General features: G+C 67.9%; 23 protein-coding genes, 1 pseudogene and 1 riboswitch. Of the genes and pseudogenes, 10 read left to right on the top strand and 14 right to left on the bottom strand.

The window, feature by feature from the left end; all coding sequences use genetic code 11:
* Nucleotides 1-742: aspartate aminotransferase family protein (locus MKK49_RS05300; RefSeq protein ID WP_244027013.1), on the bottom strand; the 742-nt coding region annotated here is incomplete at its 3' end.
* Between the two features lie 236 nt (nt 743-978).
* On the opposite strand from MKK49_RS05300, the gene MKK49_RS05295 reads away from it, so the two are divergent.
* A complete protein-coding gene (locus MKK49_RS05295; protein WP_056095273.1) occupies nt 979-1,452 on the top strand; it encodes a RidA family protein in 474 nt (157 codons plus the stop codon).
* A complete protein-coding gene (locus MKK49_RS05290; RefSeq protein WP_244027012.1) occupies nt 1,449-2,201 on the top strand; it encodes a glycerophosphodiester phosphodiesterase family protein in 753 nt (250 codons plus the stop codon). Before MKK49_RS05295 ends, MKK49_RS05290 begins: the two co-directional genes overlap by 4 nt.
* A 5-nt stretch (nt 2,202-2,206) precedes the next feature.
* On the opposite strand, the gene MKK49_RS05285 is transcribed toward MKK49_RS05290, so the two are convergent.
* Nucleotides 2,207-2,605: a hypothetical protein gene (locus MKK49_RS05285; RefSeq protein ID WP_244027011.1), complete on the bottom strand. Its 399-nt coding sequence runs from the start codon at nt 2,603-2,605 to the stop codon at nt 2,207-2,209.
* A gap of 156 nt (nt 2,606-2,761) precedes the next feature.
* Here MKK49_RS05285 and MKK49_RS05280 point away from each other — a divergent pair, with 156 nt between their 5' ends.
* Nucleotides 2,762-4,006, top strand: coding sequence for a GNAT family N-acetyltransferase (locus MKK49_RS05280; protein WP_244027010.1), 1,245 nt, complete (start codon nt 2,762-2,764; stop codon nt 4,004-4,006).
* Between the two features lie 22 nt (nt 4,007-4,028).
* On the top strand, nt 4,029-4,550 hold the full coding sequence (locus MKK49_RS05275; protein WP_244027009.1) for a glutathione peroxidase: 522 nt from the start codon (nt 4,029-4,031) through the stop codon (nt 4,548-4,550).
* Here MKK49_RS05275 and MKK49_RS05270 read toward each other — a convergent pair.
* Entirely contained in the window at nt 4,520-5,494 is a 975-nt protein-coding gene (locus tag MKK49_RS05270; RefSeq protein WP_244027008.1) for a cation diffusion facilitator family transporter, read from the bottom strand. The genes MKK49_RS05275 and MKK49_RS05270 overlap by 31 nt on opposite strands.
* Before the next feature lie 143 nt (nt 5,495-5,637).
* On the opposite strand from MKK49_RS05270, the gene MKK49_RS05265 reads away from it, so the two are divergent.
* On the top strand, nt 5,638-6,069 hold the full coding sequence (locus tag MKK49_RS05265; RefSeq protein WP_244027007.1) for an HIT family protein: 432 nt from the start codon (nt 5,638-5,640) through the stop codon (nt 6,067-6,069).
* 43 nt (nt 6,070-6,112) lie between these two features.
* Here MKK49_RS05265 and MKK49_RS05260 read toward each other — a convergent pair whose 3' ends face one another.
* From MKK49_RS05260 to MKK49_RS05250, 3 genes are all read right to left on the bottom strand, one after another.
* Nucleotides 6,113-6,538, bottom strand: a complete 426-nt coding sequence (locus MKK49_RS05260) for a PilZ domain-containing protein (RefSeq protein WP_244027006.1) — start codon at nt 6,536-6,538, stop codon at nt 6,113-6,115.
* Nucleotides 6,539-6,632: 94 nt separating this feature from the next.
* Nucleotides 6,633-6,860 carry a hypothetical protein gene (locus MKK49_RS05255; RefSeq protein ID WP_056095294.1) on the bottom strand — a complete coding sequence of 76 codons (228 nt, stop codon included), beginning with the start codon at nt 6,858-6,860 and terminating at the stop codon, nt 6,633-6,635.
* A gap of 66 nt (nt 6,861-6,926) precedes the next feature.
* Nucleotides 6,927-8,981 (bottom strand): NAD(+) synthase, encoded by a 2,055-nt coding sequence (locus MKK49_RS05250; RefSeq protein WP_244027005.1) that lies wholly within the window; start codon nt 8,979-8,981, stop codon nt 6,927-6,929.
* A gap of 169 nt (nt 8,982-9,150) precedes the next feature.
* Between MKK49_RS05250 and MKK49_RS05245 the strand changes: the two genes are divergently transcribed.
* Nucleotides 9,151-12,381, top strand: coding sequence for a DNA translocase FtsK (locus MKK49_RS05245; RefSeq protein WP_244027004.1), 3,231 nt, complete (start codon nt 9,151-9,153; stop codon nt 12,379-12,381).
* A gap of 112 nt (nt 12,382-12,493) precedes the next feature.
* Nucleotides 12,494-13,393 carry a LolA family protein gene (locus tag MKK49_RS05240; RefSeq protein WP_244027003.1) on the top strand — a complete coding sequence of 300 codons (900 nt, stop codon included), beginning with the start codon at nt 12,494-12,496 and terminating at the stop codon, nt 13,391-13,393.
* A gap of 37 nt (nt 13,394-13,430) precedes the next feature.
* Here MKK49_RS05240 and MKK49_RS24615 read toward each other — a convergent pair whose 3' ends face one another.
* Nucleotides 13,431-14,234, bottom strand: coding sequence for a CatB-related O-acetyltransferase (locus tag MKK49_RS24615; protein ID WP_313899145.1), 804 nt, complete (start codon nt 14,232-14,234; stop codon nt 13,431-13,433).
* 309 nt (nt 14,235-14,543) lie between these two features.
* Here MKK49_RS24615 and MKK49_RS05230 point away from each other — a divergent pair, with 309 nt between their 5' ends.
* Nucleotides 14,544-15,512, top strand: a complete 969-nt coding sequence (locus MKK49_RS05230) for an O-fucosyltransferase family protein (RefSeq protein WP_244027002.1) — start codon at nt 14,544-14,546, stop codon at nt 15,510-15,512.
* Nucleotides 15,513-15,638: 126 nt separating this feature from the next.
* Here the strand turns inward: MKK49_RS05230 and MKK49_RS05225 are convergent, their stop codons facing one another.
* Nucleotides 15,639-16,415: a lysophospholipid acyltransferase family protein gene (locus MKK49_RS05225; RefSeq protein WP_244027001.1), complete on the bottom strand. Its 777-nt coding sequence runs from the start codon at nt 16,413-16,415 to the stop codon at nt 15,639-15,641.
* A gap of 172 nt (nt 16,416-16,587) precedes the next feature.
* Between MKK49_RS05225 and MKK49_RS05220 the strand changes: the two genes are divergently transcribed.
* Nucleotides 16,588-17,397 carry an exodeoxyribonuclease III gene (locus tag MKK49_RS05220; RefSeq protein ID WP_244027000.1) on the top strand — a complete coding sequence of 270 codons (810 nt, stop codon included), beginning with the start codon at nt 16,588-16,590 and terminating at the stop codon, nt 17,395-17,397.
* A gap of 316 nt (nt 17,398-17,713) precedes the next feature.
* Here MKK49_RS05220 and MKK49_RS05215 read toward each other — a convergent pair whose 3' ends face one another.
* Nucleotides 17,714-19,162: an amino acid permease gene (locus MKK49_RS05215; RefSeq protein WP_244026999.1), complete on the bottom strand. Its 1,449-nt coding sequence runs from the start codon at nt 19,160-19,162 to the stop codon at nt 17,714-17,716.
* 87 nt (nt 19,163-19,249) lie between these two features.
* A riboswitch (SAM-I-IV-variant riboswitch) is annotated at nt 19,250-19,361 on the top strand.
* A 57-nt stretch (nt 19,362-19,418) separates the two neighbouring features.
* Here MKK49_RS05215 and MKK49_RS05210 point away from each other — a divergent pair.
* Entirely contained in the window at nt 19,419-20,480 is a 1,062-nt protein-coding gene (locus MKK49_RS05210; protein ID WP_244026998.1) for a threonine aldolase family protein, read from the top strand.
* A gap of 68 nt (nt 20,481-20,548) precedes the next feature.
* Here the strand turns inward: MKK49_RS05210 and MKK49_RS05205 are convergent, their stop codons facing one another.
* From MKK49_RS05205 to MKK49_RS05185, 5 genes and pseudogenes are all read right to left on the bottom strand, one after another.
* On the bottom strand, nt 20,549-20,749 hold the full coding sequence (locus MKK49_RS05205) for a hypothetical protein (RefSeq protein ID WP_056095319.1): 201 nt from the start codon (nt 20,747-20,749) through the stop codon (nt 20,549-20,551).
* A gap of 324 nt (nt 20,750-21,073) precedes the next feature.
* Nucleotides 21,074-21,436: pseudogene (locus tag MKK49_RS05200) on the bottom strand (response regulator); the annotation flags it as partial.
* Between the two features lie 278 nt (nt 21,437-21,714).
* Nucleotides 21,715-22,077: an SDR family oxidoreductase gene (locus MKK49_RS05195; protein WP_244026997.1), complete on the bottom strand. Its 363-nt coding sequence runs from the start codon at nt 22,075-22,077 to the stop codon at nt 21,715-21,717.
* Between the two features lie 18 nt (nt 22,078-22,095).
* Complete coding sequence (locus MKK49_RS05190) at nt 22,096-22,350, bottom strand: hypothetical protein (protein ID WP_244026996.1); 255 nt, start codon at nt 22,348-22,350, stop codon at nt 22,096-22,098.
* A 183-nt stretch (nt 22,351-22,533) separates the two neighbouring features.
* The gene (locus MKK49_RS05185; RefSeq protein ID WP_244026995.1) at nt 22,534-23,394 is read right to left on the bottom strand and encodes a DUF3800 domain-containing protein; all 861 of its coding nucleotides are present in this window, start codon (nt 23,392-23,394) and stop codon (nt 22,534-22,536) included.
* Nucleotides 23,395-23,637: the final 243 nt, after the last annotated feature.

Raw genomic sequence — 23,637 nt, 5'->3', positions numbered from 1 at the left:
CGCCGCCGATGCCCTTGGCGGCACTCATGATATCCGGCGTCACACCGGACCATTCATGCGCGAACAGCCGGCCCGTGCGCCCGACCCCGGTCTGGACCTCGTCCATGATGAGCAGCAGGCCGTGGGCGTCGCAGAGCGCGCGCAGGGCGCGCAGGTGCTCGTGCGGAATCACCCGTACGCCGCCCTCGCCCTGGATCGGCTCGATCATCAGGGCAGCGGTCTCCGGGCCGATGGCGGCTTCGAGCGCATCGAAATCGCCCGTCGGCACCTGATCGAATCCGTCCACCTTCGGGCCGAAGCCCTCGATGTACTTGGCCTGCCCGCCGGCCGCGATGGTGGCGAGCGTCCGCCCGTGGAAGGCGCCCTCGAAGGTGATGATCCGATACCGCTCGGGGTGGCCGGCGACCGCATGGTACTTGCGCGCCATCTTGATGGCGGCTTCGTTGGCCTCGGCGCCCGAATTGGCGAAAAAGGCCACGTCCGCGAAGGTCGAGTCGACGAGGCGCCGGCCCAGGCGCTCGCCGTCGGGGATCTCGAACAGGTTCGAGGTGTGCCAGAGCTTTTGCGCCTGGGAGGTCAGCGCTTCCACGAGATGGGGGTGGGCGTGGCCGAGCGCATTCACCGCGATGCCCGCGCCGAAATCGAGGTATCGCTCGCCGTCGCGCGCCACGAGCCATGCGCCGTCGCCACGCTCGAAGGCGATGGGGGCCCGGGCATAGGTCGGCAGAAGAGCGGATGTCACGATCCCGACTCCGTGTCTCGCGGCGCGCAGGCGGCCGCACCAAATGAAAGTGCCGCCTCGACAAGGGGGCGGCACGCGCGCGATTACTAGAGAAAAGCCCAATTCTGTCAATGACGGGACGGGTTCACACCGCCGACATGAGGGCACGCTACGCACGTCGCAGGGGTGCCTTGCGTGCCGCGCGCGGACATGGTCAGAGCGCCACGGCAAGAGACTCGCAGGGAGACGCGACGCGGATGAGCACGGCCAAGGAACGTCTGGAGGCGCTCGGCCTCACCCTGCCGAAGGCGGCGGCCCCCGTGGCGAACTACGTGCCGTTCGTGCGCACCGGCAACCTCGTGGTGATCTCGGGCCAGATCTGCTTTTCCGCCGACGGCAAGCTCGATCCGGCCCATCTCGGCAAGCTCGGTGCCGAGGTCTCGGTGGAGAACGGCATCGCCGCCGCGCGCCTGTGCGCCATCAACGTCCTGGCGCAGGTGCAAGCGGCCGTGGGCGACCTCGACCACGGCGTCGTGCAATGCGTGCGGCTTGGCGGCTTCATCAACGCGGTGCCGAGCTTTGCCGGCCTCGCCGGCATCATGAACGGGGCCTCCGACCTCATGGTCGAGATCCTGGGCGACCGGGGCCGCCACGCCCGCGCCACCGTGGGCGTCGCCGAGCTCCCCCTCGACGCGGCCGTCGAGGTCGAGGCGATGTTCGAGGTCAAGTGAGCGTCAACGCGCCGGTCTGGCTCACGGCCCGGCCCATCGCCCATCGCGGCCTGCACGACCGGGCGGCCGGCGTGCCGGAAAACACGATCGCGGCGGCGATGGCCGCGATCGCGGGCGGCTACGCCATCGAGTGCGACGTGCAGCGCAGCGCCGACGGCGAGGCGATGGTTTTTCACGATGCGGGCCTCGGGCGCCTGACCGGGGTGGCGGACCCGGTGGAGAGCCTCACGGCGGCCGCCCTGTCCGATCTCGCCGTCGCGGGTTCGGGCGAGCGCATCCCGACCCTGCCGGACTTCCTCGCGGCGATCGGTGGACGCACGCCCCTCGTGATCGAGGTGAAGTCGCGCTACGATGGCGATCTGCGCCTCGTGCGGCGGGTGGCCGAACTCGCCGTCGCCCATGACGGCCCCGTGGCGGTCAAATCCTTCGACCCCGACCTCGTGGCCGCCCTGCGCGACCTCGCCCCCGGCATTCCGCGCGGCATCGTCGGTGAGACCCGCCAGGACGATCCCGTCTACGCCGCCCTCGCCCCGAGCCTGCGCCGCTCGCTCTCGAATCTGCTGCATTTCGAGCGGACCGAGCCCGATTTCCTGTCGTGGCGGGTGGACGATCTGCCCTGCGCGCCGGCCCATCTCTGCCGGCTGCTGGGCGCGCGTCCGGTGATGACCTGGACGGTGCGCAATCCGGACCAGCGGCGGCATGCCGAAGCGCATGCCGACCAGATGGTGTTCGAGGGATTCCGGCCCTGAGGGAGCTACTTCGGCAGCGGCTTCAGCGCATCCAGGAAGGCCGCGACCTCGCGACGATTCCACGAGGCCCCTGCCTGCCAAAAATCGAGAAGCGCCCCATGGTTCAGGCGGACCCACGCAATGACGCGGGGAAGTGCGGTTCGTGAAACGGCATTCTGCAAGAAATCGTCGCGCAACTGCGGTTCCGCGCCGATTGAGACGATGAGGCATGGCAGGGCCCGCCCCGCTCGGTCCGGATACCATTTCACCCGCGGTCCATGTGAGCCGAGGGCCGTCGAGATGAAGATCGTGCCCGGAACGTGGGTGTCCTGCTCGTCGAGATTGGCCATCTCGATCAGGGCATCTTCGGCAAAATCGTCCGGTGGCGTGCGGGGAGGATGTGTCGGCCCGGTATGAAGGTTCATCAGTCCCATCGGTTGCCCCTCACGAAAAGGCAAGGTCTGCGTGATCGTGAGCGTGCCAGCGTGTTCTGGCAAGCGCCCGCTTTTTGGGGGGCTGCGACGGTGCGAGGCGCCGCTCCACCTTGGCCCCTCCGCCGGCGGGGCCTAGATTGGCTTCCCATGGACACGCCCGACGCAGCACCCGACGCCCCGGCCGAGATCGTGACCGAACTGCAGGTGCGCGCGGTCCAGGGCCTGGGCCAGATCACGGCGGCGGAATGGGACGCCTGCGCCACCTCGCCCGAGACCTTGTCGGCCGGCGACGAGACCCATAACCCGTTCACCTCCCATGCCTTCCTGTCGGCCCTGGAGGATTCGGGCTGCGTCTCGCGCCACACCGGCTGGCTGCCGCTCCACGTGGCGGTCGAGCGCGAGGGCCGCCTCGTCGGGGTGGCGCCGTGCTACCTCAAATCCCACAGCCAGGGCGAGTACGTGTTCGACCACGGCTGGGCCGACGCCTACGAGCGGGCCGGCGGAGCCTATTATCCCAAGCTTCAGGTCAGCGTGCCGTTCACGCCGGTGACGGGGGCGCGCTTCCTCATCGCACCGGGTCAGGACGTGAACGAGGCCGCCTCGGCCCTGGTGGCGGGCCTGCGCGCCCTGCGGGCCGAGACCAAGGCCTCGTCGATCCACGTCACCTTCATGCAGGAGCGGGAATGGGCGCAGGCCGGGGGCCTCGGTTTCCTCCAGCGCGTCGACCAGCAGTTCCACTGGGACAATGCCGGCTACGGCACGTTCGAGGATTTCCTCGGGGCGCTGGCCTCGCGCAAGCGCAAGGCGATCCGGCGCGAGCGGCGGGACGCGCTCGCCAACGGCATCACCATCGAGCACGTCACCGGCGCCGACCTGAAGCCCGAGCACTGGGAGGCGTTCTACGCGTTCTACTCGGACACCGGCGCGCGCAAATGGGGCCGGCCCTACCTCAACCGAAAATTCTTCGACCTCGTCGGCGCGCGCATGCCCGAGCGGGTGCTGCTGATCCTCGCCCGCCGCGAGGGGCAGATCATCGCCGGCGCCATCAACTTCATCGGCGACGTCGCCCTCTACGGCCGCAACTGGGGCTGCATCGAGGATCATCCGTTCCTGCATTTCGAGGTCTGCTACTATCAGGCCATCGATTACGCCATCGCGCACGGCCTGAAGCGCGTCGAGGCCGGGGCGCAGGGCGAGCACAAGCTCGCGCGCGGCTACCGCCCGGTGCTCATGCACTCGGCCCACGACATCGCCGACCCCGCCCTGCGCCGCGCCGTGGCCGACTACCTCAAGCGCGAGCGCGCGCACGTGATCGAGGCGGCCGATGTGCTCGACACGCTGACGCCGTTCCGGCGCGGCGGCGTGGACGGCGCGCCCGACGAGCCGGCTTGAAGCCCCTGCCCGAAGGCGCCCGATGACCGATCTGCACAGCCTCGTTCCGCGCGCCGCCGATGGCACGCCCTATCCCCTCGCCCGGCACCGCGGCCAGGTTGTCCTCATCGTCAACACCGCCTCGCAATGCGGCTTCACCGGCCAGTATGCCGGGCTCGAGGACCTGTGGCGCCGCCACCGCGAGGCCGGTCTCGTGGTACTCGGGTTTCCCTGCAACCAGTTCGGCGCCCAGGAGCCGGGGGACGCTGCCGAGATCGCCCGCTTCTGCAGCCTGACCTACGACGTGACCTTTCCCGTCCTCGCCAAGGTGGCGGTCAACGGCGCCGATGCCGATCCGGTCTTCGCCCACCTCAAGCGTGAACGGCCGGGGCTCCTCGGCCTCAGCGGCATCAAGTGGAACTTCACCAAGTTCCTCGTCGGTCGCGACGGCCGGGTGATCGCCCGCTACGCCCCGAAGACGAAGCCGGCCGATCTCGACGCGGCCATCGCGAAGGCGCTGGCCGAGCCGGCGCCTCAGGCCTCGACGGGGGCGGTCGCGGGATAGGCGGCCACCGCCTCCTTCGACTGGATCTCGATGAACACCCGAGTCACGTCGGGGCTCTCCGCCTTGAGCTTCCGTTCGAGGCGTCCGACCATCGCCTCGATGGCACCGGCGCTCAGGGTGTCGTCCATGTCGAGGCTGACGTTCACCAGGATGTCGGATGGCCCCATGTGCTGGGTCAGCACGGCGTTGACGTTGTGGACGCCCGGCTCCGTGCGGACCACCGCGCGGATGGCGGCGACGAGGGCCGGGTCCGCCGCCTCGCCGATGAGCAGGCCGTGGGTCTCGATCATCAGAAACGCCGCCATGCCGATGAGGATCGCCCCGATGGCGATGGAGGCCCAGCCGTCGAGGTCGGGCATGTCCAGCACGTGCGCCAGGATCACGCCGGAGAGGGCCACCACGAGGCCCATCAGGGCGGCGACATCCTCGATGAGAACGGTGAACAGGGCCGGGTCCTTGCTGCGGCGGATGGCGGTGATGGGCGGCCGGCTGCCCTTCTCCGCCCAGAACGACTTCAAGGCGACGGCGCAGGAATAGCCCTCGGCGAGCACCGCGAAGCCCAGGATGCCCACATTGACCCACAGGCCCGGGATCGTGTGGCCGAACACGTGCGCGTCCGAGACCGGCTCGGGATAATGCAGCTTGTGGATGCCCTCGTAGACCGCGAAGGCGCCGCCGCCCAGGAAGATGAACAGCGCGACGATGAAGGCGTAGAAGTAGATCTCCCGGCCGTAGCCGAACGGGTGCAGGGCGTCCGCCGGGCGCTTGGCGCGCTTCATGCCCACCAGCAGCAGGATCTGGTTGGTGGTGTCCACCAAGGAGTGGACGCCCTCGGCCAGCATCGCCGAGGAGCCGGTGAAGAACGCGCCGACGAACTTCGCCGCCGCGATGGCGAGGTTGGCGCCGGCGGCGGTGTAGATGGCGCTGGTGCTCTCGTGAGCCATGCGGGTCTCGTCCGGAGGGGCCGGGGGAGTCCCGGGCATCAGAGCCGGCAACGCGCGGAGTAAGGCCAAGGTTCGCCCGGTGGACGCGCGGGGGGCGCCTGTGCATCGTGGCGCCCGAAACGATTTCCTCGGAGCAAGCGACCGTGACCGTAGCCTACGACCCCCAGAACATCTTCGCCAAGATCTTGCGCGGGGAGATCCCGGCGCAAAAGGTCTACGAGGACGATCACACCCTGGCGTTCATGGACGTGATGCCCCAGGGCGAGGGCCATACCCTGGTGATCCCCAAGGCCCCCGCCCGTGGCCTCCTCGACGCCGACCCGGCCTCCCTCGCGGCGGTGGCGGCGACGGTCCAGCGCGTCGCCCGCGCGGTGAAGGCGGCGTTCGCCGCGGATGGCCTGACGGTGTTCCAGTACAACGAGCCGGCCGGCGGCCAGACGGTGTTCCACCTCCACGTCCATATCCTGCCGCGCTTCGACGGCGTGGTGCTCGGGCGCCACACGGGCGGCATGGCCGATCAGGGTGTTCTGGCCGATCACGCGGCGCGGATCCGGGCGGCGCTGGAGGCCGCGTAACGGTTGCCGCTCGGGGAAAGGCGGGCCCGCGGCTCCGCTCGCATCACCCGGCGTTGAGGGTTTCGCCGGTCCCCATGGCGGTCCCGGCCGCGGCGACCGGCGCACCCATGAGCAGGCGGCGCAGGGCTGCGTTCTCGGCCTCGAGCTCGCTCACGCGGCGCATCAGGGCCATGAGCGAGGTGGCATCCTCGGCAGGTGCCGGCGCGGGGGGCGGCGCGGCCTCGAGGGCGAAGGCAATGCCGACGCCGTCGGCGCGGCGCCAGGCCAGGGTCGAGCGGTAGGTCTTGTCCTTCTGCGGAATGTAGAGCTCGAACGACTCGGGCAGGGTCGTGGTCTCGCTGAGCGCCAGGCGCGCACCGGAGGCCGACATGTCGCGCACGAGGCAATCCATGCTCGATGCGCCCTTGTTGAACAGGATCCGGCCCTTGAGGAACGTCCTCTGCCGTACTTCCCTGCGATGCTCCGACATGGGGCGCGACCTCCGTTCACCGCACGTAATGCCGGCACCCTGGCACGCGCCCCTTAAGGAATGATCGCCGGAATGGGCGACTCGGAGCGCCCTTTCAGTGGAAGCGGCTGTCCATGGTCTGGAACAGGTAGAAACCGTTGAAGCGCACGGCCGTCTCCGCCGCGCGGTCGTCGAACTCGATGGGGGCCGCCCCCAGATCCGCGATCTTGCCGCCGAACGACCAGTGTCCGCCGCCGAGGAAGTGCGGCACCGCGCGGCTCTCGGGCACGGCGCAGCACAGGCCCTCGACGGTCCTGAGGCAGAAAACGTTGTAATTCTGCATCGGTCAACCTCCGATTCGCCCGCCCAGCATACGGCTTAGCCATACAATCGGACAGGACTGTGTCGGTCAGGTTTCGGGGACGTTGCGCTCCAGTTCGTCCAGCCACGCGCGGGCGGTGCCGTCGGAGGGCGCGCGCCAGTCGCCGCGGGGCGAGAGGGCGCCCCCGGCCGAGACCTTCGGCCCGTTGGGCAGGGCCGAGCGCTTGAATTGGCTGAAGCCGAAGAAGCGCCCGAGGAACAGGGCGAGCCAGGCCCGGATCTCGGGTAGCGCATAGGCCCGGCGCTCCGCGTCGGGAAAATCCGGCGGCCAGGCGCCGGCCTGCGCATCGCCCCAGGCGTGGAGCGCCAGGAAGGCGATTTTCGAGGGCTGGAACCCGTACCGCAGGGTGTAGAACAGGTTGAAGTCCTGAAGCGCGTAGGGACCGATGACGTCCTGCGTGCTCTGCGGCCGCGCGCCGGCCTCCACCGGCACGAGTTCGGGCGAGATTTCCGTGCCGAGGATCGCCTCCAGGGTGGCGCCGACCTCAGGGCTGAACTGCCCCGTGCCGATCACCCAGCGGATGAGGTGCTGGATCAGGGTCTTCGGCACGCCGGCATTGACGCCGTAATGGCTCATCTGGTCGCCGACGCCGTAGGTGCACCAGCCGAGCGCCAGTTCCGACAGGTCGCCGGTGCCGATGACGATGCCGCCCTGCTGGTTGGCCAGCCGAAACAGGTAGTCCGTGCGCAGGCCCGCCTGCACGTTCTCGAAGGTGACGTCGTAGACCGGTTCGCCCCGCCCGAACGGGTGATCCATGTCGGCCAGCATCTTCGTGGCCGTGTCGCGGATGTCGATCTCCCGCGCCGTGGTGCCCAAAGCCGCCATGAGCGCGTGGGCGTTGGCCCTCGTCTCGTCCGAGGTGGCGAAGCCCGGCAGGGTGTAGGCCAGGATGTTCTCGCGTGGCAGCCCGAGGCGGTCGAACGCCTTCGCGACGACGATGAGCGCGTGGGTTGAATCGAGGCCGCCCGAGACGCCGATGACGGCGCGCTTGGTGCCCGTCGCCTCCAGGCGCTGGGCGAGGCCCGCCACCTGGATGTTGTAGGCCTCGTAGCAATCCTGGGCGAGGCGGGCCGGATCGGCCGGCACGAACGGAAACCGCTCGACGCGGCGCGTCAGGCCGAGGTCGCCCGGGGGCGGATCGAGGCGGAACCCGATCCGGCGACAGGCCATCCCGCGGGCGCGGGCATTGTCGTCGAAGCTGCCGGCCTGGAGCCGCTCCTGACCGATCCGGTCGAGGTCGATATCGGCCAGGGTCACGACCGGACGGTCGGCGAAGCGCGCGCCCTCGGCGAGGCGCTCACCCAGCTCGTCGATGCTGGTCTGCCCGTCCCAGGACAGGTCGGTGGTGGATTCGCCCAGACCCGCCGCCGCGTAGACGTAGGCGCACAGGCCCCGCATGGAGGCGGCGCGCGACAGGAGCGCCCGCGACTCCGCCCGGCCGACGGTGATCGGGCTGCCCGAGGGGTTGGCCAGCACCGTGGCGCCGGCGAGCGCCAGGTCCATGCCGGGGGAGGCGGGGACCCACAGATCCTCGCACACCTCGAGGCCGAGGACGAAGCCGGGGATGTCCTCGGCGGCGAACAGCAGGTCGGTGCCGAAGGGCACGGTCTGTCCGGCCACCCGGATCGTCTCGCCCACGATGCCCACGCCCGAGGCGAAGTGGCGCTTCTCGTAGAACTCCCGGTAGTTCGGCAGGTAGCTCTTCGGGACCACCCCGAGCACGCGGCCCCGGTGGATGGCCAGCGCGCAATTGTAGAGCCGGTGGCCGAAGTGCAGCGGCGCGCCGACGACGAGGACGGGCGAGAGGGTCTCCGAGCCCGCCCGCACGGCCTCGACGGCCGCCTCGACGGCGTCGCGGATCGTGGTCTGCAGGAGCAGATCCTCGATGGCGTAGCCCGACAGGCAGAGTTCGGGAAACACCGCCAGCGCCGCGCCGTGCCCGTCGCAGTCCCGCGCCAGGGCCAGGACCGCCGCGGCATTGGCCGCCGGATCACCCGGATGGCTGCGCCCGGTGCAGGCCGCGACCCGGGCGAATCCCTGGGCGTAGAGCGAACGGAAGGAGGCGGGGCTGGGCTGGACCAAGGGGCAGGGGGCTTCCGGGCGCGAGGGGCGACGGCGTCATCCTAACGCGCCCCGCCCCCGCCCTCCAGCGGCCGGCGGCGCAAGCGTCTGTTAACGACGATGGTCCTAACTCGGGGGTGAACCGCGCCCCTCCCGGCGGCGGACCCGCTTCGAGTAAATCCGGCCAATCATGCGCGCATCGGGACGGCTCCCCTACTCCCATCGTGACCCCTCTCGTCCCGTCCGTGGCGGCGACCGCCTCGGACTGTCCATCGGCGCCCTGGCGCACCGGCTCATGAACCTGCGGGCCACCCTCGCCCGCCGGCTCGCCGGGCCGCCGCAGCGCCCGGACTACACCGTGGCGGCGACCCGCACGGCGCCGAGCTGGATGACGAGTCCGCAGGCCTTCGTCGGACGGGAGGCGGCCTACCGCACCCCGCCCGCCGCGCAGGGCTGGCCCGACCACGTCTTCGACGACCGCGCCACCCTCGACATGATCCCCGCGCGCGCCGCCCCCTTCGCCCGGCCCGAGGACGGTCTCGGGGATGGCGAGGCCGGTCCCCGCGTCCTCATCCGCGCTCCGCGCCGGCCCGCCGCCATCGTGCCCGAGGCCGACGAAGCCCCGCGTATCCAGCCTCACACCACCACCGCCCCGGCCCCGGCCGTGCGCTACACCCGCACGCCCGATCCCGTGCTGCAGGAGCGGCGCCAGCGGGCGCTCGATGCCGAGCGTGCCGTCCTCGCCCAGGCCGAGGCCGCCGCCGAGGAAATCCGCACCCGCGCCGAGGCGGAGCGTGCCGCCGAGGCCGCGGCGCTCGCGGCCGCCGAACTCGAAGCCATCGAGCGGGCGACCCGCGAGGCGGCGGCGGCCACCGCCGAGCCCCTGTGGCGCCAGCCCTTCGTGGTGCCCGAGGGTGTGCGCTTCTTCCGCAGCCCCGACCGCCGGCAGGCCGGCCCCGCCGTCGAGCTCCCCGTCATCGAACTCGCTGTCATCGCCGAGGCCCCCCCCGCGCCCATCCTGCCGGAAGTCCACGCGGCCGATCCCGTTCCGGACGACCGCGACTGGTCGGACGTGCCGGACTGGTCCGAGGTCCATGCCTGGTTCGACGCCCGCGACTCGGCCGCCCTCGACGCGTGGTCGGAGATCCAGGCCGAGTCCGTCGAGGCCGCGCCGATGCCCGCCGGGATCGCGCCGCCCGCCGTCGCCGCTGCCCCCGCCCCCTTCGTCGCTGCCCCCGAGGACATCGCCCTCCTGCGCGTCCTGGCGCCGGCACCGGTCTACGTCCTTGACCGCCTGCTGCAGTTCGACCGGACCGCGACCCCCGCCCCCGCCGACGGGCAGGACAACGCCGTGCGCGCCCTCGCGCCGCCGTCCGTCTCCGCGGCGCCGCGCCCGCCGGTGCTCAGCGCCATGGCCGCCCGCGCGGCCATCCGCTCCGCCCGTCCGACGGCCCCCTCCCCTGCCCCGGTGCCGTTCGTCGCCGTCTTCCCGCCGATGCCCGACGAGCGGCCGGAGAGGATCGCGCTGCCCGAACCCCTCGCGTTCGCCGAACCCGCCTTCGTCCCCACGGCGATCCCGTCGCGGACGGTCCTGCTGCGCACGCCCAAGGGCGTACCCGCCCCCGAACCCGTCGCCGAGGCCCCGGAGCCCGAGGTTCCGGCGGAGTCCGAAATCGCGCCGGAGCCCGAGGCGCCGGTCGCGGTCGCCCCCCCGATCCCGGTCCTCAACATCCCGCGCGCTATCCTGCCCGAGCGCCCGACCCTCATCGCCGCCGGGCGTCACATCTCCATGTCGCTCGTGGAGAACGAGGATTACGAGCACCCCTCCCTCGAACTCCTGGCCGAGCCCGATCCGAGCGGGACCGAGGAGGTCGATGCCGACGTGCTCGAGCAGAATGCCCTGAACCTCCAGCAGACCGTGCAGGATTTCGGCGTGCGCGGCGACATCCTGGCCGTGCGTCCCGGCCCCGTCGTCACCCTCTACGAGCTGGAGCCGGCGCCGGGCACCAAGTCGAGCCGCGTCATCTCGCTCTCGGACGACATTGCCCGGTCCATGTCCGCCGTCTCCGCCCGCGTCGCCGTGGTGCCCGGTCGCAACGTCATCGGCATCGAGCTGCCCAACGACACCCGCGAGACCGTGTACCTGCGTGAGCTCCTCGCCTCGGCCGATTTCGGCCTGAGCAAGCACAAGCTCGCCCTGTGCCTGGGCAAGAATATCGGCGGCGAGCCGATCATCGCGGATCTGGCCCGGATGCCGCACCTGCTGGTGGCCGGCACCACGGGCTCCGGCAAGTCGGTCGCCATCAACACCATGATCCTCAGTCTGCTCTACCGGCTCAAGCCCGAGGAGTGCCGCCTGATCATGGTCGATCCGAAGATGCTGGAGCTGTCCGTCTACGACGGCATTCCGCACCTCCTGTCGCCCGTCGTCACCGACCCCAAGAAGGCGGTCATCGCCCTCAAATGGGCCGTGCGCGAGATGGAGGAGCGCTACAAGAAGATGTCCAAGATCGCCGTGCGCAACATCGACGGCTACAATGCCCGCATGGCCGAGGCACGTGCCAAGGGTGAAATCATCACCCGCGAGATCCACACGGGCTTCAACCGCGAGACCGGACAGGCCGTCTACGAGACCGAGGAGATGGACCTCTCGGCCCTGCCCTACATCGTCATCGTGGTCGACGAGATGGCCGACCTGATGATGGTGGCGGGCAAAGACATCGAGGGGGCGATCCAGCGCCTCGCCCAGATGGCGCGCGCGGCCGGCATCCACCTCATCATGGCGACCCAGCGCCCGTCGGTCGACGTCATCACCGGCACCATCAAGGCGAACTTCCCGACCCGGATCTCCTTCCAGGTCACCTCGAAGATCGATTCCCGCACGATCCTCGGCGAGATGGGCGCCGAGCAGCTGCTCGGCCAGGGCGACATGCTGTTCATGGCGGGCGGCGGGCGAACCACCCGCGTGCACGGGCCGTTCTGCTCGGATTCGGAGGTCGAGAGCGTGGTGGCGCACCTCAAGCGCCAGGGCCGCCCGTCCTACCTCGAGGCCGTGACCACCGACGATTCCCCGCCCGACGAGAAGCCGGCCAAGGGCTCGAAGGCCGACAAGGCCGAGAAGGCCCAGGCCCTCGAGGCCGAGGATCTCGACGTGCCGATCTTCGACGGCGGCGCGTTTGCCGCCACCGGCGGCATCGATCCGGGCGCGGAACTCTACGACCAAGCCGTGCAGGTGGTGATGCGCGACAAGAAGGCGTCGACGAGCTACATCCAGCGCCGCCTGCAGATCGGCTACAACCGCGCCGCCTCGATCATGGAGCGGATGGAGATCGAGGGCATCGTCGGCCCGGCCAATCATGCCGGCAAGCGCGAGATCCTCATGGAGGGGGGGCCGTCGTCGATGATGGACTACGACGACTGAGCCGTCCCACCCTGCGAGTGGGGAGACCGCGGCCCGACCCGTCGCATAATCGCCACAGGGGCGGACTCTAAGCGGAGCCCGCCCGTCCGAACCGCCCTCAGGAGACCGCCAGATGATCGGCCGCCGTCACCGCCTCGCCGCCGGCCCGCTCCTCGTCCTGGCGGCTGTCCTCGTCCAGCCTCAGCCCGCCGCGGCCCAGGGCTCGTTCCTCGACGGCCTGTTCGGCCGCAAGGAGGAGCCCGCCCCGGTGCCCGCCGAGCCGCCGGCTCCCCCGGTCCCCGCCCCGGCCGCGCCGAAGAAGCCCGCGCCGCAGGCCGCGAAGCCGGCCAGGGACGCGAAGGATGCCAAGGCGGTCGCTGGCGACAAGATCGTGGCTCCCAAGCTCCCCGCGAAGGCCGCCGAGCCCGCCAAGGTGGCGGCCGTCGGCGCGCCCCTGGCCCAGGAGGCCGATGCGGCCAGCGTGCTCGCGCAGGCCAACGCCTACTTCAACGGCATCACCACGCTCACCGGCAGCTTCATCCAGATCGGCGCCGACGGCCGGCGCATCGGCGGCAAGCTGACCCTGGCCAAGCCCGGCCGCCTGCGCTTCGACTACGACCAGCCCTCCCCCCTCGAGGTGGTGGCCGACGGCACGTCGGTCGCCGTCAAGGATCGCCGGCTCGGCACGCAGGACCTATACTTCATCTCGCAGACGCCGCTGAAATTCCTGCTCCGCGAAAAGATCGACCTCGCCCGCGACCTCTCGGTCTCCGACGTCTCGAACGATCCGGGCGGGGTGCGCATCTCGCTCGAGGACCGCTCGACGCTCGGCGGCACCTCGAAGATTCAGCTGTTCTTCGACGCCGAGGTGAAGACCCTGAGCCAGTGGCGGATCACCGACCCGCAGGGCTACCAGACCACGGTGCAGCTCTCGAACCTGCAGAAGGGCCGCAGCGTCGAGGGCACGGCGTTCTTCATCAATTACGGCCGGTCCGAGGACAAGGCCATGGAGAAGCAGATCCGGGCGCAGTGAGGGATTCTACTCCACATCTTGGAAAGGGGTCCTGACGTCAGAGCAAATCCGCGAGAGCAAAGGTGCTCGGAACGAACGGCTCGCTCTCGGCGACGCGACGCTCCAGGGCGTCGATCGATACCTCCGGTCGCGAAACGTCGATCCCCTTCAACTGCCATGGCGCCAGGGTCCACCAGCGGCTCGCCAGCAGCCGCGCGATGAGAGGCTCGGCAAACCGGTAACGGACGGCGCGTGCGGGATTACCAACCATCACGGCATAGGGCGGCACATCGCGCGTCACAACGGCGTAGGCTCCGATGATGGCGCCGGTGCCGATCCTCACCCCTTGCCGGATATAAGCACGGTGCCCAATCCAGACATCGTTCTCGATCATGATTCGACTACCCATCACAAAGCCTTGGCTGCCCTCGGTGTTCGGACGATAGGCATCGTACTCTGTAGCGCCGGTGAAGGATTGGCCGACATCAAAAAGCTTTTCATGCAAGTAGAAGGTCGGAGTCGTGCTGAGCCAATTAATCGAATGATCGCCGCGTCCCATCTGAACTTCTTCGCCGATGGATGTGTATCGACCTACTTCGATATTGTTAAAATATCCAGTGACGCCGTAGCTGAAGCACCCCATCCGCAGGTACCCATGCAGATCCATCCATTTAACGCTGCACGGCGCTTCGTACGCCGACTCTTCAGGAATCCACATTGCACCGGGACCATGCGCGGTTTCTACGCCGCGGGCGTGCAGTTTCCGCTTCAGTTCCGCGGTCAGCAAATAGCGACCTAAAACAAGTTCAGGAGCAGGTTGCGGCGTGGCTTCCTTTCGGCGCTTAAAGTAGCGAGGGAACACTTTGATTAAGCTCCTGTAGCTTACGAAGGCCGCGAACAGGCTCTCTGGGTAACGGACCGTGATCCGTCTCTGCCCTGGCGCACGGGAATGGTGGATACCTGTTAGCCCATAGGGCGCCAGGGCTCAAAGCGCTCTCCTCGACGGAGGTTTGCAGGCGGTATGCGATGGCATCGGGACGGGACGGTGGATACTCCAGACGGAGCGATTCCTGTTTCAACTCTGCGGTCTTTGGCTCTAGCGCGAATGGGCAGTCCAGGTTAAAAAGCGCTGGAAGCCGTATCTTGGTTTCGACAAAGGGAATATCGTCGTATGTCGACTCGATTGCCGCTCGGTTATCATTATAATGATGGCGGTATAAATAATCAGAAGTTTGCTTTGCTTGGACTTTGCGCCGCTGCTGTGAAAAGTGAAACTTCGAGTGGGCGGGAAATTTATCTTCCGAAGATATTTAGTCGAGATCAGCACGACAAGCGATCGTCACTGCATGATTTCAATGCTGTATTTTGGGGGGATGTTTTCGCATCCTTCTGCGAGAGATGGGGTATCGTTGTCGTCGATATGCCTGACGTTTCCTACGCCGATCGTATCGAACGAGGAGGCTGGGCGCTTTTTGGCGAAGGGGCAGGCCAGCTTGGAAAACACTACCACCACAAGGATGATATTAGTGCGAGTCTCGCGGCGGATTTTTTTAGGTCCTTAGTCCCGCGTGTAAAATCGAAACCGATTTTTCAAAATATTTGCAATCAGGTTTTCTTCTCGAAAAAAATCGATACAGTTGCGCAGCTCCGCATTGAAGAAGATTGGTTCCAGTATTGTCAGCAGCATTTATCGGTTGTTGTTCAAGAAAAAGAAGATTTTTATCTTGAGGCTCACCGGATCGTCAAAAAAATAAAAAACTCTTTTCCCAATGTCGGAGGTACGATCTTCGTTGTTTGCGACGAGCGTTATATTTTTGCTCCGAAGTGGGAGATTGCGAAGAAGACTTACGACGAAACTGGGGTCAATATCATTTGGAAGTCGGATCTTATTCCTCATGAGGATTATGACGCGCTCTCGCCGCTCGAAGCCTCACTGATCGACTTCGAGATCAGCGCATTGGCGCCGCGATTTGTTGGGAACTCGCGGTCCACATTCGCAAACTTGTTATGCTTCGAAAGATTTACTAGATCTTTCAGGCCGTCCGGGGACTGCTACATCTACAACAACACCGAGCCCACGCTTGGTCTTCGCACAGATTTGGGAACCGCGTTCGTTCCGAAAGACGTTTGCGCCCCTTAAGGCCTCAGTCCGTGGTATCAATGTCCGCTTCCAAAGCAATGAATCATGCATTCAGGATAGTGAACAGCTTTCTTGCTCGGAAGTATCCTAGGCCAAATTGTCCGTATAATAGCGTACGCGTGCCTCTTATGTGCGGTCCGACCTCTGCAGGACATCTGCGCTCGGGTCTCGAGACATCTCAGAGGGATTATGCGGAGCCCGCCACCGGTCCAACTCCGCATCAATGGCCCCCTGCGTGCCCTCCATGAACGCCGCGCCCGACAAACCCGGCGGCAGGGGCGGGAGATAGCTCACCGTCACCGCGCCGGGATGGTGGCGGGAGCCGCCATGGGGCCAGTACAGGCCGGAATTTACCGCCACGGGCAGCACGGGCAGGCCGAGCTTGGCGTAGAGCAGCTCGACGCCGCGCTTGAACTGCACCGGATCGGCGATGCCGCCGCGGGTGCCTTCCGGGAACATCAGCACGGAGCGGCCGTCCGCGATGGCCGCGCGGCTCTCGTCGATCATGACGCGCAGGGCCTGGGTGCCGTTGGCCCGGTCGATGATGATCATCGGCGAGCGCCGCAGGAACCAGCCGACGATGGGGATCGCCACGAGTTCGCGCTTGGCCACGATGGCGACGTTGGGCACCAGGGTGAGGAAGGCCAGGGTCTCCCAGGCCGACTGGTGGTTGGCGACGATGAGGCAGGGCTCGGCCGGGATGTTCGCGCGCCCCTCCTCCACGTAGGTGAGGCGGACGATGCGGGCCAAGCCGAACAGGATGCCGCGCGACCACAGGCGCGTCGCCGCGCGGATCGGCCCCGTGGGCGAACCGAGCGCGGCCAGCACCACCAGGGGCGCCAGGAAGAGCGCGGTCCAGCCGGCCCAGTACAGGTTGAACAGCGTGGAGCGGATGCGCGACACGGTAACGACAGCCCTCGATCGCGCGCCCTCCCGGAATCCCGTCGGGGATCGCGGACGGGCGCGGCATTTCCACGGCGACGGCCGGGGCGGTTTCGGTCTATGGCGAAGCCGCCGCGCCGACGCGCGCACGTTCCTTTAAACGTTTTCCAGCCTCACGCGAGCGGGTCGATCGTTGCGCCTCACCGTCACCACCTGGAACATCAACTCGGTGCGCCTGCGCATCGACCTCGTCCTGCGCTTCCTCGCCGAGGCCCGGCCCGACGTCCTGTGCCTGCAGGAGACGAAGTGTCCCGACGACGCCTTTCCCCTCAAGGCCCTGCGCGGGTCGGGCTACGAGAACGTCGTCTTCGCCGGGCAGAAGGGCTACAACGGGGTGGCGATCCTGTCCCGGTTCCCCCTGATCACCCGCGACGTCATGGCCTTCTGCGAGCGGGCGGATGCGCGCCACATCTCGGCCGTGCTGGGCCCGGAGGCCGGTGCGGCCGCCGGTATCGTCCTGCACGATTTCTACGTGCCGGCCGGGGGCGACGTGCCCGACCGGGCCCTCAATCCGAAATTCGGCCACAAGCTCGACTTCCTCGCCGAACTGCGCGCCTGGGGCGGGCGCCGCGTGGCGGGCCCGGCGATCCTCGTCGGTGATCTCAACGTCGCGCCCCTGGAGCACGACGTCTGGTCGCACAGGCAGCTCCTCGACGTGGTGAGTCATACGCCCGTGGAGACGGAAGGCCTCGAGACCCTGCGGGGCGAGGCCGGCTGGATCGACACCGCCCGCCTCCTCGTGCCGGAGCCGGAGAAGATCTACACGTGGTGGAGCTACCGCTCGCCCGATTGGGCGGCGGCGAACAAGGGCCGGCGCCTGGATCACGCGTGGGTCTCGCCCGATCTCGCCGGCACCGTGCGCGACGTCGCCGTCGCCCGTCACGCGCGGGGCTGGGAGCGCCCGTCCGATCATGCGCCCGTGACCCTGACGCTCGAGCTTTAGGAGGCGGCGCGCGGAACACGGGCCGCCTCGCCGGCATTGGCTCTCCGAAATGCCGCGCCCGCGCGGCCAAACCGGAGTTCCCATGCGCAAGCTCATCGTCGCCTTCCTCCTGCCCAAGCTCGTGTCCTACCTGCGCCGCCGCTATTCCGGCGCGCCGAACCGCCGCTCGGTCTGAGGTCTCGGACACGGAACGGGGCTTCGCTCGGCGGGGCCGGGAGAAGACGGAACGGACGGGCCCTGCGGGGCCCGTTTCGCTGTCCGGCGTCCTTGCGCCGCGGGCTGCAGGGACGGCACCGCGCCCGTCACCGGCGTCCCGTCAGACCACCGCGGCCCGAACACGCCGCGCCTGCCGGCGGCCGTACCCAAAGTACAGCGCCAGCCCGAGGCCGAGCCACGCCGCGAGGCGCAGCCAGGTGTCACCGGGCAAGCCCAGCATCAGGGCGAGGCAGGTGAGGATGCCAAGGATCGGCACCACGGGCACGCCAGGCGCCCGGAACGGGCGGGGGCGCTCCGGATCGGTCCGGCGCAGGATGAGGACGGCGGCGCAGATCACCCCGAACGCGAACAGGGTGCCGATGCTCACGAGTTCGCCGAGGACCCGGATGGGCACCAGGGCGGCGATCACGGCCGTGGCGGCCCCGATGACGGCCTGGCTCGCCGCCGGCACCCGCGTCCCCGGATGCACCCGGGCGAAGACCGGCGGCAGCAGGCCGTCGCGGGCCATGGCGTAGAACACCCGGGCCTGTCCGTAGAGGGCGGTGAGCGCCGCCGTGGTCAGGCCGAGGATCGCCCCGACCTTGATCGCCACGGAGAACGCCCCGAACCCGATGGCGTCCATGGCTTTCGCGATGGGATCGGCGACGTCGAGCTGCCGGTAGGGCACCAGGCCCGTGAGAATGGTCGCCACCGCCACGTACAGCACCGTGGTGACGGCGAGGGACCCGAGCAGCCCGATGGGCGCGTCGCGCTGCGGATGGCGCGTCTCGGCCGCCGCCGTCGAGACGGTCTCGAAGCCGAGGAAGGCGAAGAACACCAATCCGGCCCCGCGCAGGATGCCGCTCCAGCCGAATTCCCCGAACGTCCCGGTGTTCTGCGGGATCAGGGGCGACCACAGGGCCGGATCGACATGGGCGGCGCCGATGCCGATGAAGGCCAGGATGATGGCGACCTTGATCGCCACCAGGGCGGCGTTGACCCGGGCCGAGGCGCGGTTGCCGCGCATGAGCAGCCCCGTGAGCCCCAGGACGATGGCGGCGGCCGGCAGGTCGAACCATGCCGTGGTACCGCCCGGCAGGGCCGTGCCCGGCGCCGCCGTCAGCACGCCCGGCAGGTGCAGGCCGAGATCGGCCAGGAGGCTGCGCACGTAGCCCGACCAGCCCACCGCCACGGTCGCCGCCGCCACGGCGAATTCGAGGACGAGGTCCCAGCCGATGATCCAGGCGCAGAGCTCACCGAGCGTCGCGTAGGCATACGTGTAGGTGCTGCCCGGGGCCGGCACCAGGGCGGCGAGTTCGGCGTAGCACAGGGCGACGAGGGCGCAGGCGAGGCCGCTGAGCACGAACGACAACGGCAACGCCGGCCCGGCATGCTGGGCTGCCGCCGTGCCCGTGATGACGAAGATGCCGGCCCCGATGGTGGCGCCGACGCCCAGGGCGACGAGATCGAGGGCCGAGAGGCTGCGCCCGAGGCGCGGCCCCTCGCCGTCCTCGGCCTCCGCCAGGATGGCGGCGAGGGGCTTTCGCATCGTGAGGCTGTCGCCGGCCATGGCTTGGGGTTCCACCGGAGGGGCGTTGCGCGACGCGTGATCCGTGCCACCACGCGTTGTTGTCCGGGCGCACGTCTGCTAAATGTCGGCCCGCATCAAGAGTCGGGCCGACGCCTGACGCCAACCTGCTCCCGGGCAAGGTGGCGCCCTTCCGATTCCGGGAGGGGATGTGGCCGGACCGGCAACAAACGGGTTTCGCCACGCGTCGTCGTCCGGTTCCCGGTGCGGACCAACGACGGACAGGCGAGCCTCGACCATGCCCCAGGAACCAGATCTCGTTTCGCCCCAGCAATTCGCGAGCGACAACTACGCCGGCATCTGCCCCGAAGCCTGGGCGGCGACGCAGGCCGCCAATGCGGGCTCGATGCCGGCCTATGGCGAGGATGCCTGGACGGCGCGGGCGGCGGACGCGTTCCGGACCCTGTTCGACAAGGCCGACGCGCAGGTGTTCTTCGCGTTCAACGGCACCGCCGCCAACGCCCTGGCGCTGGCCTCCCTGTGCCAGTCCTACCACAGCGTCATCTGTGCGGCCTCGGCCCATGTCGAGACCGACGAGTGCGGCGCGCCGGAATTCTTCTCCAACGGCTCGAAGCTGCTGGTGGCCCCGACCGAGAACGGCAAGCTGACGCCAACGGCCGTGCGGGCCCTCGCCACCGGCCGCTCGGACATCCACTTCCCGAAGGTCCGGGCGGTGACGATCACGCAGCCGACGGAGACGGGGCAGGTCTACACCCTGGAGGAGATCCGCGCCCTCTCGGCCACCTGCCGGGAGCTCGGGCTGCGCCTTCACATGGACGGCGCGCGCTTCGCCAATGCCTGCGCCAGCCTCGGCTGTTCGCCCGCCGACATGACGTGGCGGGCGGGCGTCGATCTCCTGTGCTTCGGCGGCACCAAGAACGGCATGGCCGCCGGCGAGGCGATCCTGTTCTTCGATCCCGCCCTGGCGGAGGATTTCGGATACCGCTGCAAGCAGGCGGGACAGCTCGCCTCGAAGATGCGCTTCCTCTCGGCGCCCTGGGTCGGGATGCTGGAGGGCGGCGCCTGGCTCGCCAACGCCCGGCACGCCAATGCCTGCGCTCAGCGCCTCGCCGCCGCCGTGGCCAGCTTGCCCGACTGGTCGGCGATGTTCCCCGTCGAGGCCAATGCGGTCTTCCTGCAGGCGCCGGCGGACCAGCTGGACGGGCTGCGCGCGAAGGGCTGGCGCTTCTACACCTTCATCGGCGGCGGCGCCCGGTTCATGTTCGCCTGGGATGCGGACCCGGCCCGGGTCGATGCCCTGGCGGAGGATATCCGGAGCCTGAGCCGCCTCGCGGCCTGAGGAGCTCCAACGAAGAAGGGCCAGCCGCGCGGCTGGCCCTTCCGGTATTCGGACCGGGAGACGAGGGCTTACTCGGCCGCGCTCATCTCGGGGGTGAAGTGACCGCACCAGTCGGCAGCACCCACCACCGGCCACAGGCCGTGGCCCTGGGGCTCGGGCTGGCTCACCGGCGGGTTGAACCGGCACAGGCCCTCGTCGGCGGCGGCCGCCGCGCCGTTGACCTTGTGCTCGTCGAAGAACTTGCAGCTCTCACACTTTGCGTGCGCCATGATCGTCGCTCCTGATCGAGAATCGGCAGCGTCGCTGCCCGCAGTTGAGAATTAGAACAGATCCAATCTGGCAGTCAACGGGGTTGTGGGCGTGCGGTTCCCCGCAAGTGCCAGGGGAGGTATTAATTGGCACTGGCGCCGGGAAACATGGCACTCAGTGAACGACATATGTGGCAACCGACGAGCCTGAAGCCGGAATCTGGGCCCACCGCGGCTGCGGCCAGCGGGTATCCTCAATGCGATGGATCAATCGGCTGGCGCCCGCGACAGTCCTGCCAATGGACGGTACAGGCACCGACCAGCTGAGGGAATGGCCTGGAGGCGCTACGAAATGGCGATGAGCTCCCGGATCCTTGAGGCCAGGGCTTCCATCACGAAGGGTTTCGTGAGGACAGCCATGCCGGGATCGAGGTGTCCGTTCCCAACGACCGCGTTCTCGACGTAGCCGGCAATGTGGAGCAACTTCAGACTCAGTCGACTGACCCTGGCCGCGTCGGCAACTTGACGCCCGTTCATGCCGCCGGGGAGCCCGACATCGGTCACCAGCAGGTCGATGCGCAGATTCGAACGAAGGACCTTGAGACCTGCCGGTCCGTCGGACGCCTCGATGGCGGTTTAGCCGAGATCCTCCAGGACTTCGGTAACTAGCATCCGGACGGTGGGCTCATCGCTGGCAATGAACACGGTCTACCTTTGGTTCTGCACGACGCGCGGCACTCAAGGGAGCCTATGGGATCCCCATTATCGACCTCGAAAACTCTTCATCAATAAGCAATTCAGGCGGCTATGAGTAAGCGCTTGGTGGGGGACCTTCGTGTTGATCTCTGGCTCAATGATCCGATTTCTGGACCAAAGTTCAGTTTAATATCAACCTGAGGTGAAGCGCAGGCCCACTTAAACTCGGTGCGGCCTCGCTTACGTTTAATTGGATTCGATAGAGGCCGTCAGCAGCCTCCTTCCACCGCCTAGGTCGGGGCAAGCTCACCGAACCAGTAGGCGGCGGTGACGCCGCCATCCGTGAGGAAGTCGCTTCCGATGATGAAGGCGCCATCGGCGCCCATGAGGAGCGCACCGACCGTTCCGAGTTCATCCGGGGTGCCGGCCCTGCCGGGGGCGGACACTTCAAGCATTCGGCGGTAGCCCGGCACGCGCGGCCCCTCGAACTCGTCGTTCGCGAGCTGGGTCATGATGATCCCGGGGCTGATGGTGTTGATGCGGGCGCCGCTCTTTCCCCATCTGACGGCCTTGGCCATGACCCAAAGGGAGTTGCCGCACTTGGAAACTTGGTAGGCTTGGGGAGGGTCCTTCACTTGGTCCGGCTGCAGCATCGGCAGGGCCAGCAGGTCCTAGACCGGCGTCGTCGCCAGGGCTGCGTTCTGTTCGATAGACAAGGGTGGCAGCCGGTGCCCAGATTGGGATGCGATGACGACGCCCACCCCGCTGCGCGCGATGACGTTGCCGAACGCCTCCAGCACCAGCGCTGTACCGTAGAGGTCGACCTTGAGGATCGTCTCGGGAGACGCCTGGGTTGGCGAGACGCCGGCGGCATGGATGAGGCCGGTGATGTCCCCGTGGGCGGGTGGCTTGGGCCACGAGGGCATAGCCCGACAACCCTGAACGCATAGGCCCCCCCCGGGGGGTCCCGAAGGTCCGACGGCGCGGCTCGTGAACCGCTTGACGTAGGGCACGGCCAACATTAGATATGGATCCGAGGCCAAAAACCTCTTAGGCTCACCGTATGGGGGCCGCGAAAAAAGCCGGGGCATCGCCTCGGCTTTTTCGTTTCAGGCATCGAAGCAGTAATATTTGATGCCAATCTTAGGTCCCTCGCCGGGGAAGGCGAAGTCCGCGATCCGCGCGTGGTCACGCAGATGGCGGTACAATGGATAGTGCTTGTCGTAGCGCCATCGAGCCATCGCATACACGTAGCTGTCGGCGATCTGAAGCAGCGAGAAGGCCTTTGGCTTGTACTGTACGCGGCCAAGGATCGTGCCAAAATCCTCCTTGGTCAGCGGATCGTACTTACCGCTGTTCGATGCGTCGAAACCGAGCCCGTTCCGTTTCAGATTCTCAAAGTAGCCGACTACGGTCTTGTTAAAGCTGGCATCCGCCTCGAACACGACGTGAAGCTTGCGATCCTCGCGCTTCGCGATCTTGGCGGCACGCTCGACCGTGATATCGAAGGCGCTCCGGCACAGGAGCCAACGGTCGTTGCCGTGCCGCTCCAAGTAGCCCCGGGCGACGTAGCCCGGCCGATCGATGACACAACCCATCCCGATCACAGGGGCCGTGACCAGGACGTCCTTCCAATCGTTCCAGAAGGCGTCGCACCGCTCCTGGGTTTCACGCCCCAGCCAAGCAAATCCCTTCTTTTGGGATTGCATGTCGGTGAGGTGGGCGGGAACCCTCAGCTTCCAACGCGTCGCAAATTCGTCGACCAGCGTACGGGCGGCATCGTTGTCTTCGCCTCGTACCAGAACTCCGCCGAACGCGAACCAATCCCTGCCCGCACGTGCGGGGTCCGGCTTCTTGTCTGGATGCCGGTTCCCCGTTTCGTCGAGGTACAGTGTGAATGGCCGCTTCGAGCCTTCGGCAACGACGGCTGTGGGATCCGTCGTCATGGCCTGCTCTGACTGATTGCTCATGCTAAAACCTCTTCGGTGAAGCGTCGCCAGCCTCGAAAAGGCGAAGCACACGCCAAGGATCGGCCATTTCCTAGGCCGCCCTTGGCCTGCCCCCTGAAAAGTGGTCCTCCCTGAGGTATGGCTTTGAGCCATGTGGAGGATGTTGTCATGGGACGGAAGAAGCATACGGCTGAAGAGATTGTTGCCAAGCTGCGTCAGGTTGATGTCTTGGTCTCGCAGGGCCGTAAGGTTGCCGAAGCAATC

Source organism: Methylobacterium sp. J-090 (assembly GCF_022829345.1).
Classification (GTDB): domain Bacteria; phylum Pseudomonadota; class Alphaproteobacteria; order Rhizobiales; family Beijerinckiaceae; genus Methylobacterium.
Note: the sequence above shows the minus strand (reverse complement) of the source record. Positions and strands in the feature narration are given on the sequence as shown.